This window comes from Streptomyces sp. NPDC102462 (assembly GCF_044765425.1).
Lineage (GTDB): Bacteria > Actinomycetota > Actinomycetes > Streptomycetales > Streptomycetaceae > Streptomyces.
Genome location: NZ_JBIWKB010000039.1, coordinates 38,122 through 50,251 on the forward strand (window position 1 = coordinate 38,122; position 12,130 = coordinate 50,251).

Annotated in this window: 15 protein-coding genes and 1 pseudogene; 10 read left to right on the plus strand and 6 right to left on the minus strand. The window is 71.3% G+C overall.

Annotated features, from left to right (window positions below; genetic code table 11):
• Window positions 1-334: 334 nt before the first annotated feature.
• The 4 genes from ACIRFL_RS28755 to ACIRFL_RS28770 form a co-directional block, all read right to left on the minus strand.
• On the minus strand, window positions 335-553 hold the full coding sequence (locus tag ACIRFL_RS28755; protein ID WP_404034032.1) for a hypothetical protein: 219 nt from the start codon (window positions 551-553) through the stop codon (window positions 335-337).
• A 93-nt stretch (window positions 554-646) separates the two neighbouring features.
• Entirely contained in the window at window positions 647-1,852 is a 1,206-nt protein-coding gene (locus ACIRFL_RS28760) for a S1C family serine protease (protein ID WP_404034034.1), read from the minus strand.
• 142 nt (window positions 1,853-1,994) lie between these two features.
• Window positions 1,995-3,017 carry a LacI family DNA-binding transcriptional regulator gene (locus ACIRFL_RS28765; protein ID WP_404034036.1) on the minus strand — a complete coding sequence of 341 codons (1,023 nt, stop codon included), beginning with the start codon at window positions 3,015-3,017 and terminating at the stop codon, window positions 1,995-1,997.
• 86 nt (window positions 3,018-3,103) lie between these two features.
• Window positions 3,104-3,883, minus strand: a complete 780-nt coding sequence (locus tag ACIRFL_RS28770) for a winged-helix domain-containing protein (protein ID WP_404034038.1) — start codon at window positions 3,881-3,883, stop codon at window positions 3,104-3,106.
• A gap of 170 nt (window positions 3,884-4,053) precedes the next feature.
• Here ACIRFL_RS28770 and ACIRFL_RS28775 point away from each other — a divergent pair, with 170 nt between their 5' ends.
• The 8 genes from ACIRFL_RS28775 to ACIRFL_RS28810 all read left to right on the plus strand — a co-directional run bounded on the left by ACIRFL_RS28775 (window position 4,054) and on the right by ACIRFL_RS28810 (window position 9,292).
• The gene (locus ACIRFL_RS28775) at window positions 4,054-4,890 is read left to right on the plus strand and encodes an alpha/beta hydrolase (RefSeq protein WP_404034040.1); all 837 of its coding nucleotides are present in this window, start codon (window positions 4,054-4,056) and stop codon (window positions 4,888-4,890) included.
• 51 nt (window positions 4,891-4,941) lie between these two features.
• Complete coding sequence (locus ACIRFL_RS28780) at window positions 4,942-5,196, plus strand: MoaD/ThiS family protein (RefSeq protein ID WP_404034042.1); 255 nt, start codon at window positions 4,942-4,944, stop codon at window positions 5,194-5,196.
• Between the two features lie 3 nt (window positions 5,197-5,199).
• Entirely contained in the window at window positions 5,200-6,453 is a 1,254-nt protein-coding gene (locus tag ACIRFL_RS28785) for a hypothetical protein (protein WP_404034044.1), read from the plus strand.
• A gap of 93 nt (window positions 6,454-6,546) precedes the next feature.
• Window positions 6,547-7,284, plus strand: coding sequence for a DUF2993 domain-containing protein (locus tag ACIRFL_RS28790; protein WP_404034046.1), 738 nt, complete (start codon window positions 6,547-6,549; stop codon window positions 7,282-7,284).
• Between the two features lie 276 nt (window positions 7,285-7,560).
• Window positions 7,561-7,641, plus strand: coding sequence for a putative leader peptide (locus ACIRFL_RS28795; protein WP_362163317.1), 81 nt, complete (start codon window positions 7,561-7,563; stop codon window positions 7,639-7,641).
• Window positions 7,642-7,765: 124 nt separating this feature from the next.
• Window positions 7,766-8,611: a sulfurtransferase gene (locus tag ACIRFL_RS28800; protein WP_404034048.1), complete on the plus strand. Its 846-nt coding sequence runs from the start codon at window positions 7,766-7,768 to the stop codon at window positions 8,609-8,611.
• A gap of 49 nt (window positions 8,612-8,660) precedes the next feature.
• The gene (locus ACIRFL_RS28805) at window positions 8,661-8,948 is read left to right on the plus strand and encodes a DUF1416 domain-containing protein (protein ID WP_004986406.1); all 288 of its coding nucleotides are present in this window, start codon (window positions 8,661-8,663) and stop codon (window positions 8,946-8,948) included.
• Between the two features lie 86 nt (window positions 8,949-9,034).
• Window positions 9,035-9,292, plus strand: coding sequence for a DUF3099 domain-containing protein (locus tag ACIRFL_RS28810; protein ID WP_404034050.1), 258 nt, complete (start codon window positions 9,035-9,037; stop codon window positions 9,290-9,292).
• A gap of 76 nt (window positions 9,293-9,368) precedes the next feature.
• Here the strand turns inward: ACIRFL_RS28810 and ACIRFL_RS28815 are convergent, their stop codons facing one another.
• Both ACIRFL_RS28815 and ACIRFL_RS28820 read right to left on the minus strand, forming a co-directional pair.
• A complete protein-coding gene (locus tag ACIRFL_RS28815; RefSeq protein WP_404034052.1) occupies window positions 9,369-9,731 on the minus strand; it encodes a DsrE family protein in 363 nt (120 codons plus the stop codon).
• Window positions 9,713-11,005: an RNA-guided endonuclease InsQ/TnpB family protein gene (locus ACIRFL_RS28820; protein ID WP_404034054.1), complete on the minus strand. Its 1,293-nt coding sequence runs from the start codon at window positions 11,003-11,005 to the stop codon at window positions 9,713-9,715. The genes ACIRFL_RS28815 and ACIRFL_RS28820 overlap by 19 nt, the downstream gene beginning before the upstream one ends.
• A gap of 182 nt (window positions 11,006-11,187) precedes the next feature.
• Here ACIRFL_RS28820 and ACIRFL_RS28825 point away from each other — a divergent pair.
• Together ACIRFL_RS28825 and ACIRFL_RS28830 are read left to right on the plus strand one after the other, a co-directional pair.
• Window positions 11,188-11,356 (plus strand): annotated as a pseudogene (locus ACIRFL_RS28825) (XRE family transcriptional regulator); the annotation flags it as partial.
• A 198-nt stretch (window positions 11,357-11,554) separates the two neighbouring features.
• A complete protein-coding gene (locus tag ACIRFL_RS28830; RefSeq protein WP_404034056.1) occupies window positions 11,555-12,130 on the plus strand; it encodes an FABP family protein in 576 nt (191 codons plus the stop codon).

Sequence of the window (12,130 nt, forward strand, 5' to 3'; positions counted from 1 at the left end):
ATGGGGCCTGGGACGCCATTCAGCCTCGCATGTTTCCGACCGAACGGGTAAGCACGAGCCGCCGACGCCCACGCCGGTGCCGGCCGCGGATCGCGTCGGGCGACGGTCCGTGCTCGGGCCCTCGGGCCCCCGGGATCCGCCGCTGCGGTCCCGGGCCGCCGGGGGTGTCGAGGCCGGTGGCCCGGGGGACGGAGTCGGCGTCGTGTGGGTGGGGTCTGGACCGGGTTTCCGGCCGCGGGTGGAGCGCCGGGCTCGGCTCTCGCGCGCCGCGTCGCGGGCCCGGGGCACCGGGAACCGGTCCGGGCGGGGGCGGCCGGTCCGGGCTCGGGCGGGCTCAGGCGTGGACGGCGGTCAGGCGCTTCAGGGGGACCTTGTGGCGGTGCGGGCGGGCGGCGGGCAGGCGCAGCCCCATCAGTTCGGGGGTGGCGACCTCCGTGGCCCGGGCCGGCGGCCGGGGCGCGTGGAGTTCGTACGCCACCTCAAGGGCCAGGGCGGTGCAGACCGGGGCGAGTCCGGCCGCCGGGTGCGAAATCTGCTCGATCGTGTTGATCATGACGTGCTCCCTAGCTCTTCGTGCTGCCGAGCCCTTCGTGCTCCGGGCCCGTCGTGTTCTCGCGTGTGCGCTGCGCTCTCCGCCCCCGCCCGCTCAGCCGGTGGCGCCGGCCCGCAGCTTGGCCAGGTCGGACTTGACGGTGTTGACGGGGATCGCGAAGCCGAGGCCGACGCTGCCCGCGTCCGAGGACGACGAGGAGTCGGTGGCCGAGTACATCGCGGAGTTGATGCCGATGATGTTGCCGCCCGCGTCGATCAGGGCACCGCCGGAGTTGCCGGGGTTGAGGGACGCGTCGGTCTGGATGGCCTTGTACGTGGTGGTGGAGGAGCCCGTGTCGCCGTTGAACTCCTGGCCGCCGAACTGGAACGGCCACCGGCCGTCGCCGCGGCCCTGCCCCTGGCTCTCGTCCGTGGAGACGGTCACGTCGCGGTTCAGGGCGGAGACGATGCCGCTGGTGACGGTGCCGGTCAGCCCCTCGGGTGAGCCGATCGCCACGACCGTGTCGCCGACCTGCACCCCGGAGGAGTCGCCGAGGGAGGCGGCCTTCAGACCGGAGGCGTCGCGCAGCTTGATCAGGGCGAGGTCCTTGGAGCTGTCGGTGCCCACGACGTCCGCCGTGTACTCCTTGCCCTCGCTGGTCCGCACCTTGATCGACGAGGCGCCGGAGACGACGTGGTTGTTGGTGATGATCTCGCCGTCGGAGGTGATGACCACGCCGGATCCGGTGGACGAGCCGCCCGCGAGCGTCGCGTTGACCTCGACCACACTCGGGCTGACCGCGGCGGCGATGGCGGCGACATCGCCCTTCTTGCTGGAGGGCACCACCTGGGTGGCGGTGCTGCTGACCGGGGCGGAGTCCTTGCCGGTCAGCTCCTGGAAGCCGTACGCCGTGCCGCCGCCCACGGCCGCGGCGACGATCGCCACGGCGGCCAGCAGCCCTATCGGCCCCCGGGCGCGCTTCTTGTGCGGCGAGTGCGGCGAGTGCGCGGACTGCGGCGCCTGTGGCGCCCCGCCGTCGCCGCCCGGCGCGGTCGCGAGGAGAGCGGTTCCGCCGTCGTGCCCGCCGGCGCCGCCCCGACCGGCGTCGGCGGCGAGCGGCGTGGTCGTGGCGGCGGCCCCGCCGCCCGGCCACACGGTGGTGCCCGGCTCGACGGAGACCGGTTCCGCGGGCCGGTGGGCGGGCGGGGGCGGCCATTCCGGGTTCACGGGGGAGGAGGCGTGCTGCTGGGGGTACGCGCCCTGGTGGGCGTCACCCTGGGGGTTCTCGTACGCGCCGCTGCTGCGGAGGCTCTCGGTCATGCCATAGAGCTTTGCCCGCCACCATGAGAGGTTCCTGAGCGCTCCCTGAGAAGCCCGGCAGAACCTCGTTTGCCCGATATAAAGACGGCTCTCGCAGCGGGGCGGCGCCTCTCAGAAAGCCCTCATGGACGCCTGAGAAACCTCACACACAGCCGCAGGACTGGCGTAGCACCAGTCGGGACGGGAAGGTCTTCAGCCGCTCCCGGCGCGAGCCGGCCACGCGCAGGCCGTCGTCGAGGACGAGGTCCACGGCGGCCCGTGCCATCGCGGACCGGTCCGAGGCGACCGTCGTCAGCGGCGGGTCGGCCAGGGCCGCCTCTTTGATGTCGTCGAAGCCGGCCACGGCCAGCTGTCCCGGCACATCGAGCCGCAGCTCCCGCGCGGCCCGCAGCACGCCGATCGCCTGGTCGTCGGTGGAGCAGAAGATCGCGGGCGGCCTATCGGGCCCGGAAAGGATCTCCAGGGCGACCCGGTAGGCGTCGTAGCGGTTGTACGGGGCTTCGAAGAGGCGGCCCTCGGTGGGGATGCCGGCCTCGTCCAGGGCGCGCCGCCAGCCCTCGACGTGGTCGGAGACCGGGTCGCCGACGGCGGGTGTGTCGGCCGTGCCGCCCACGCAGGCGACGTACTCGTACCCGTGCTCCAGCAGGTGGCGCACCGCGAGCTGGGCGCCGCCGAGGTCGTCGGTGACGACGGCGACGTCGTCGATGGCCTCGGGCCGCTCGTGCAGCAGCACCACCCGGGCGTCCCACGCCTCGATCTCGGCGGCGGCGAGGTCGTTGAGCGCGTGCGAGACGAGGATCAGACCGGAGACCCGCATCCCGAGGAAGGCCCGCAGATAGTGGACCTCGCGCTCGCCGATGTAGTCGGAATTGCCGACGAGCACCATTTTCCCGCGCTCGGAGGCGGCCTGCTCGACCGCGTGGGCCATCTCCCCGAAGAAGGGCTGGCGCGCGTCCGGCACGATCAGTCCTATGAGGTCGGTGCGCCGCGAGGCCATGGCCTGGGCCACCCGGTCGGGCCGGTACCCCAGTTCCTTGATCGCCGCGAGGACACGCTCGCGCGTGGCCGGGGCCACCGGCCGGGGTCCGTTGTTGATGACGTAGCTGACCACGGCGGTGGAAGTGCCCGCCAGCCGCGCCACGTCATCCCGAGTCACCTTGGCCACGCGCGGAGTCTACGCGGAGAGATCCGCGCTGGGCAGGGCCTGTCGTGGCTTGCCTGTGCGCGAGCAACGCCCCACCCGGGCCGTGGCTACGCCTCGGCCTTGACCTCGCTGCCGTCGAGGACGGCCGATGCGTCCGCATCCTCCGGCTTTGGCCGGGCCGCCTTGGCCTTCGCCTCGTCCGCGGCGCGGTCGCCCTTCTCAGGAGTAACGAATCGATAACCGACGTTCCGGACGGTTCCGATCAGCGACTCGTGCTCCGGGCCGAGCTTGGCCCGCAGCCGCCGCACATGCACGTCGACGGTCCGCGTGCCCCCGAAGTAGTCGTAGCCCCAGACCTCCTGGAGCAGCTGGGCCCGGGTGAAGACCCGGCCCGGGTGCTGTGCGAGGTACTTCAGGAGCTCGAACTCCTTGAAGGTCAGGTCGAGGACCCGGCCCTTGAGCTTGGCGGAGTAGGTCGCCTCGTCGACCGACAGGTCGCCGTTGCGGATCTCCATCGGGGAGTCGTCGTTGACGATCTGCTGGCGGCCCATGGCCAGCCGGAGGCGGGCCTCCACCTCGGCGGGGCCGGCCGTGTCCAGGAGCACGTCGTCGATGCCCCAGTCGGCGGTGACGGCGGCGAGGCCGCCCTCGGTGACGACGAGGACGAGCGGACAGCCGGGGCCGGTGGAGCGCAGCAGCTGGCACAGGCTGCGCACCTGGGGGAGGTCGCGGCGGCCGTCGATCAGGATGACGTCGGCGCCCGGGGTGTCGACGAGGGCGGGTCCCTCGGCCGGGGCCACCCGCACGTTGTGCAGCAGCAGTCCGAGGGCGGGAAGCACCTCCGTCGACGGCTGGAGGGCGTTGGTCAGGAGCAGCAGAGAACTCATGTGTCTGGTTCCTCCTCGGTCCCTGCGAGGACGTGTGCGGCGGGAACTGCTCTGCGATCCCGAAGGCCCCGTACACCTGCGGTTTCCCGCTTCGTATACAACGCTTCCGAAAGCACAAAAGGACCCGGGGGCTACGCTGCCCGAGTCCTCTGCCCAGCAGAATAGCCGACATGAGCAACGGTCCGGCAGGTCATGTGGCACGTTCCCTCATTCATCAGGGCTCCGGAACGAGCAGACGGGCACCTTTGCGGACGTTTCTGCGCACGGCCGACGGGGTTTTCCTCGATTCCGTATACGACCCGGGTGCGGTCGTATACGACTCCTCCGCGCCACCCTCCCGTGACCTGGTGTTCGTCGTCGCCCACGGTTTCACCGGGGACGTGGACCGGCCGCATGTGCGCCGGGTCGCCTCCGTCCTCGCCCGCAGGGGCGCGGTCGTCACCTTCTCGTTCCGCGGTCACGGGGCGTCCGGCGGGCGTTCCACGGTCGGCGACCGGGAGGTGCTGGACCTGGCCGCCGCGGTGGAGTGGGCCCGCGCGCTCGGGCACGCGCGCGTGGTCACCGTCGGCTTCTCCATGGGCGGCTCGGTGGTGCTGCGGCACGCGGCGCTGCACCCGGGTGCCGACGCCGTGGTCGCGGTGAGCGCCCCGGCCCGCTGGTACTACCGGGGCACCGCGCCCATGCGCCGGGTGCACTGGCTGGTGACGCGCCCCGAGGGCCGCCTGGTCGGCCGCTACGGGTTCCGCACCCGCATCCACCACCGCGACTGGGACCCGGTCCCGCTGTCCCCGGTGGAGGCGGTGCCGCGGATCGCGCCGACCCCGCTGCTGATCGTGCACGGCGACCGGGACGGCTACTTCCCGCTCGATCACCCCCGGATGCTGGCCGCCGCCTCCGGTGACCACGGGGAACTGTGGCTCGAGCCCGGCATGGGCCACGCCGAGCACGCGGCCGACGATGCCCTGCTGGCCCGGATCGGGGACTGGGCGGCCGTCCGGGCGGGCTAGCCTGGCGTGTTGAGACTTACGTACTGATGTACACACGGACTTGAGGACGAGATGGCAAAGGTCACGGTGCGCTACTGGGCCGCCGCGAAGGCCGCGGCCGGGGTCGCCGAGGAGGCCCATGACGCGGCGACCCTCGCCGAGGCGCTGGCCGCGGTGCGCGCGCGGCATCCCGGCGAACTGCCGCGCGTGCTGCGGCGATGCTCGTTCCTGGTCGACGGCGACCCGGTGGGGACCCGCGAGCATGAGACGGTACGGCTGGCCGAGGGCGGCACGGTCGAGGTGCTCCCGCCATTCGCAGGAGGGTGAGCGATGACCCAGCAGCCGTATGACGGCGGTCCGTACGAGGGGTACGACCCCTACCGGCAGCAGCAGCCCCACCAGACCGGGCACCAGGTCCCGCAGGCGTGGCCCGCGCACCAGGGCTACGACCAGTACGGGCAGTCCGGCCAGTCCGGGTACGGGCAGCCCGGTCATGGCCAGGCCGGTCACCACCAGTCCGGCTACGACCAGTCGGGCTATGACCAGTCCGGGTACGACCCGCAGCTCACCCAGCAGTGGCAGGGGCAGACCTGGGAGACCCAGGTGCACGCGCCGCTGCCGTCGGCCGAGGAGGCCGCGCCGACCGCGTACCTGCCGGCGCACGGCTACGCCGCCCAGGCCCCCGCACCCGCCCCCGCCGCCCCTCATGTGCCCCACGAGCCGCACGGGGCGCCCATGGCGCAGGAGGCGCCCGCCCAGGCCCCGGCCGCCGCCCCGCGTACGGCAGGGCCCGCGTACGGCCCCGCCACCCTCGCCGGGAACGCCCGCGTCACCGACGCCCAGCGGGCCCGCCTGGAGGGCCGCTCCCCGATCATCGACCCGGGGATGCAGCCCGCGGCGCTCACCGCGCTGCTCGGCCTGCTGCTCGCGGGCACGGCGGCGGTCGGCTCGTACGCCCTGGTCGTGCCGCTGATCGTGCTCCAGGCCGTGACCGCGGCGGGCTGGTTCCGGCTGAACGGCATGTGGCCCGCCCGGCAGGGCATCGCGCTCGCCTTCGCCGGAGCGCTCACCGCGGACGTGACGCTGCTGGTCGCGGGCCGTGAGCACGCGCCCGCGGCCATCCTCGGCCCGCTGGGCGTGTGGATCCTGCTCGCCCTGGTCCTGCAACTGCGCTCGCACGCCGACCCGGACGAGCGGATGTACGGGCTGATGGCGACGGTCACCGCCACCGCGCTCGCGGTCATCGCCACGGGCTACCTGGGCGCCGACCCGCACACCGCGTCGGTCGGTGCCGCCGCCGTGGCCGTGGCGGTCCTGGCCCGCGCGCTCCCGCTGCCCACCCCGGCGTCCGTGGCCGTCTCGCTGCTCGCGGCGGCGGGCGCCGGCATCGCGGTCGGCCAGATGACCGGTCTCGGCGCGAAGGGCGCCCTCGTCGGCGCGGCGGCGGGCGTGTGCGCGCTCGTCGGACACCGCGTGGCCGCCTACGACTACCCGTCCCGGTTCGTGCACTTCACGGCGGGTGTGGCACTGCCGCTGAGCGCCGCCGCGCCGGTGGTGTGGGTCCTCGGCCGCGCCCTGGGCTGACCGCGCACGTCACAGGTGATCGACAAAACCCGGGGACCGGCCCCGCCCGGGGATACCGTGGCTGCGATGCCGACTGCCTAGGTGGGGGACCCCATGCGCGCGTTGCGAATACTTCTGATCGTCGTCGTGATCCTCGGCGGTCTGTTCGTGATCGTCGACCGCGTCGCGGTCCACTTCGCACAGGGCGAGGCGGCCGACAAGCTCAGGACGACGGAGAACCTGTCCGCCACCCCGGACGTGTCGATCAACGGCTTCCCCTTCCTCACCCAGCTGGCCGGCGGCTCGCTGGACGACGTCGAGGTCGGCATCAAGGACTACCAGGCCCCCACCGGCACCGACGGACAGAGCGTCCGCATCGACGACCTGAAGGCGCACATGAAGGGCGTCGAGTTCTCCGGCGACTTCAGCTCCGCCACCGCGGCCACCGCCGACGGCACCGCGACCATCGCCTACGACGAGCTGCTGAAGACCGCCAAGTCCGACACCACCGAGGTCGCCCCCGGTGTCACCGCCCGCGTGATCGGCCTCTCCGACGGCGGCAACGGCAAGATCAAGGTCTCGGTGGAGGCCACGGTCCTCGGCGCCAGGCTGCCCAACCCCGTCTCCGTGCTGAGCACGGTCACCGTCAAGGGCGACTCGGTGCGGGTGCACGCCGACACCCTGCCGAAGTTCGGCGGTGCGGACCTCGCCGAGGACCGGGTCCGGGAGATCACCGACTTCCAGCAGGCCATCGACCAGCTGCCCGGTGGCATCAAGCTGGACACGGTGCGGGCGGCCCCGGACGGCGTCGAGATCACGGTGAAGGGTTCGAACGTCCGGCTGGCCGGGTAGGACGGACAGCGCCGGCCACCGCCGCGACGCACCACGGGCGGCCCCGGGGCATCGCCGCGCGGCCCTCGGCGGCCCAAGGCGGCCGACGGGCAGACACCGAGCGTCCGACAGGCGAGACGTCCATGTCCGTAGCGCAGATGCCGGGCGCCCCGCGGCGGCCCGCGCGGCGCGTGCGGGGCGGCCCGGCACTCCCGTGATCCCACATCGCGGACGAACGCATCTCACCATGCGACACACCGGTGACATGCCCGCCCGTCCGTCCCTACGATCGACGCCATGAAGCGACAGGCGGACCTCACGAAGCGGCGGGCAGTAGACCTGTGCCGCGTCTCCGCCATGCTCTGTCGCCCCTTCTGAGCGGGAGCCCCGACTTCCGCGTTCTTCGACCGCCCAGCAGAGGGCACCCGTGCGCGCTCCCCCCGGGAGTCCGCGCCCCACGCACTCGCACGCCCCGCCGCAACTGCCCCGGAGGAGAAAGAGCATGAGCCGCAGCGACGTCCTGGTCGACGCCGACTGGTTGCAGGAGCACCTCGACGACCCGAACATCGCCGTCGTGGAGGTCGACGAGGACACGACCGCGTACGAGAAGAACCACATCAGGAACGCGATCCGCATCGACTGGACCAAGGACCTCCAGGACCCGGTCCGCCGTGACTTCATCGACCAGGAGGGCTTCGAGAAGCTCCTGTCGGCGAAGGGCATCGCCAACGACACGCTGGTGATCCTCTACGGCGGCAACAACAACTGGTTCGCGTCCTACGCGTACTGGTACTTCAAGCTGTACGGCCACGACAACGTCAAGCTCCTCGACGGCGGCCGCAAGAAGTGGGAGCTGGACGCCCGCGAGCTGGTCGACGGCACCGAGGTGCCCGAGCGCGCCGCGACCGACTACAAGGCCAAGCCGCAGGACACGTCCATCCGCGCGTTCCGCGACGACGTCGTGGCCGCCATCGGCTCGCAGAACCTCGTCGACGTCCGGTCCCCCGACGAGTTCTCGGGCAAGCTGCTCGCCCCGGCGCACCTGCCGCAGGAGCAGTCGCAGCGCCCCGGGCACGTCCCGTCCGCCAAGAACATCCCGTGGTCGAAGAACGCCAACGACGACGGCACCTTCAAGTCGGACGACGCGCTGAAGGAGCTGTACGCCGACGAGAACGTGGACCTCGCCAAGGACACCATCGCCTACTGCCGCATCGGTGAGCGCTCCGCGCTGACCTGGTTCGTGCTGCACGAGCTGCTGGGCGTCCAGAACGTCAAGAACTACGACGGCTCCTGGACCGAGTACGGCTCCCTGGTGGGCGTGCCGATCGAGCTGGGCGCCGGCAAGTAGCCGACCCGACCCGTCAAGACCTCAGACCTCTGACCTCTGGAGAAGCAGTATGTGTGGAGCGAAGGCCGGCGGCCCGGACGCCTCGACGATCAAGCCCGGTGAGACCACGATCCAGGGCCAGGTGACCCGCGACGGCGAGCCGGTGACGGGCTACGTCCGGCTCCTGGACTCGACCGGCGAGTTCACCGCTGAGGTCCCGACCTCCGCCACCGGACAGTTCCGCTTCTACGCGGCCGAGGGCACCTGGACCGTCCGCGCCCTCGTGCCCGGCGGCACCGCCGACCGCACCGTCGTCGCCCAGCAGGGCGGCCTCGCGGAGGTCGCGATCGCGGTCTGAGCGAGCGCATACGGCCCAAGGGCCGCGCCCCACGGGCCCAACGCCCGGGCGCGGCCCTCCGGCCTGTCGGGACCTACCCTGGAGTTATGTACGCACGGCGGCGTCACCTGTACTTCGCCATGATGGGCGTGTGCATCGCGCTCTTCGTCCTGGCCTGGGGGGTCGTGCGCATCTGGTCCGTGCCGGCGGCCGTCGCGATGTGCGTGGTGGCCATGGTCATCCCGCCCGTCGCCGCGATGATCGCCAACCGGCGCGGCCCCGAGGACCGCTGGTGGGACGACCCGTCGGGCGACCCGGAGTCCGACGCGTGGTGGGACGAGCTGGACGGCAAGAAACGCCACTGAGCGCTCCGCTGGACGTACCGCTACGGGCCGCGGTCCGTCCGCGGCGCCTTGGGGGCGCTGTCTTTCCGGTGCGTTCTCAGTAGACGAGTGCCTGGGTGTCGTCGCCCAGCGCCTCCTGCACGAAGACCTGCGCACCCGCGATCCGTACGCCCTCGACGACGTCCTTCTCCGTGATCTCACGGCGGGCCGCGCACTGCGTGCACAGGGTGACCGTGCCGCCGGCCAGGATGGACTCCAGCAGATCGGGCAGCGGGGCGGCGTGCGGCAGCTCGAACTCGGCGGCCCGGCCCGGCAGCGCGAACCACGACGACTCGCCGGTCAGCCACAGGGACACCTCGACCCCGCTGGCCACGGCCACCGCCGCGACCGTGAACGCCTGCGAGCAGCGTTCGGGGGCATCGCCCCCCGCCGTCACCTTGATCACGAGCTTCTTCGCCATACCCGAATCTTGACGTGCTCCCTGACCTCAAGTCCAGGGATTCCGGCCTGGGTCGTCTGACCCTTCCAGGGGCTTCCTGCTTCGACGCGCTGTGCCGGGAGTTTCGTCCTGGTCTTACCGGCACTCCACGAGGCGTTTAGCGTCTCCGCCCGTCCGGCGGCGACGATACGGCGTCCTTCGAAGAGGACGTTACGGGCTGCGTTGTGGTCGCGGTCGTGCACGGTGCCGCACGCGCCGCACGTCCACTGCCGGACGTGCAGGGGCTTGGGGCCGTCCCGGAAACCGCAGGCGGAGCAGACCTGGGAGGACGGGAAGGCCCGGTCCACCTTGGCGAAGGTGCGGCCGTGCTTGACCGCTTTGTACTCCAGCATCCGGACGAACGCGGACCATCCCGCGTCGTGCACGGACTTGGCGAGCCGGGTGCGGCCGAGGCCGGACACCGCGAGGTCTTCCACGTACACCGCTTGGCTGTCGCGAATGATCTGTGTGGATGCCTTGTGGTGCCAGTCCCGGCGTCGGTCGGCGACCTTGGCGTGCTGGCGTGCGACCTTGATGCGGGCCTTGGCCCGGTTCTTCGACCCTTTCTGCTTGCGGGACAGCTCCCGCTGAAGGCGCTTGAGTTTCTTCTCCGCCCGGCGCAGGAAGCGGGGGCTGTCGATCTTGCTGCCGTCCGACAGGACGGCGAAGGCGGACAGGCCGAGGTCGAGACCGGCGTCCGTCTCCGCCTGCGGGAGGATGTCCGGCTCGGTGTCCACGACGAAGCTGAGGAAGTACCGGCCGCAGCTGTCTTTGACGACGGTGAGAGAAGTCGGGGCGGCTGGAAGGCGCCGGGACCACGTGACCTTGAGGTTGCCGACCTTGGCCACGTACACCGTGCCGTTGTCCTGGAGGGAGAAGGCGTTGGTGTTGAGACGGATCGACTGCCGGGCGTCCTTCTTCGACTTGTACCGGGGCGGCCCGATCCTCCGGCCCTGGCGCTTGCCGTTGAGGCTGTCGAAGTAGTTCTTGTAGGCGGCATCAAGGTCCCGCAGGGACTGCTGCAGGACGACCGCTGACACGTCGGCGAGCCAGCCCCGTTCCTCGGTGCGTTTGGCCTGGGTGATGCGCAGCCGGGAGAGTCCTGCCGACTTCAGGTACGGCAGCCCCGCCGCGTGCGCTTCTCTGCGGTCGCGCAGGCAGTCGTTCCACACCACCCGGGCGCACCCGAACGCACTCGCCAGCGCACGGCGCTGAGCGGCATCCGGGTAGGCCCGGTAGTTGTAGCGGAGCTGCATGACGTAGACCCTAGCCACCACTGGTCTCATGTATGAGCAAAACGGACTACAGGGGGGGCAGGCACGCTGTTCCAGCGATGCATGTGCACTTGGTCGTCGTGTCAAAGTGCCGGCGCGGCGTGTTCAACGACGAGATCCTGGCACGCTGTGAAGAGATCTGGGGCAAGGCGTGCGAGAGCACGATGCCACCGAGACGAGTGATCACGGGCCGCAGCCAGGAACCGAGGAAGCGTTTCGCGGAGGCGTTACGGCTTCTACGACACGAACGGGGCGTGAGCCTGCGCCACTGCGGGCAGCCCCGAGGTGGTGGAGGAGCAGTACCGGCGGTACATGATGCTGGAGGCCGAAGCCAAGGAGGGCTGACGTAAGCTGGGGCCGCCTCGGCCCTGTATGCCACCCTCGCTCAAGGAGCACCCGTGGAAACGTTCTTCGAAGTCCTGCTGGTCCTGGTCTGCGTCGGCGTCCTCGCGTTCGCCGGGCTGGCCGTGAAGAAGCTGTACCAGGGCCAGCGCTGAGCCCGTACCCGAACCGATCCAGGAACCACCGCTCATGATCGAGATCCCGTCGGACCTTCACAAGGACCTGGTCCCCCTGGCCTTCCTGCTCGGCGACTGGGCCGGCGCGGGCGTGCACGACTTCCCCGGCTCCGAGAAGTGCAACTTCGGCCAGGAGGTCACCTTCGGCCACGACGGCCGGGACTTCCTGGAGTACCGCTCCCGCACCTGGGTGCTGGACAAGGACGGGAACAAGGTCCGCCCGCTGGAGTCGGAGTCCGGCTTCTGGCGGATCGACGCCGACCGCAAGGTCGAGGTCACCATGACCCGTGACGACGGTGTCATCGAGATCTGGTACGGCGAGCTTGCCGCAAAGAAGCCGCAGATCGACCTGGTCACGGACGCGGTGGCGCGGACGGCCGGCGCCCGCCCCTACACCGGCGGCAAGCGGCTGTACGGCTATGTGAACAGCGACCTGATGTGGGTCGGGGAGAAGCAGACCCCCGAGGTGGCTCTGCGCCCCTACATGTCCGCCCACCTGAAGAAGGTCGTCACCCCCGAAGAGGTCGAGCGCTGGGCAAAGGCCCTCCCCGACGACCTCCCGGACAACGGAATCACCTTCTTCAAGTAA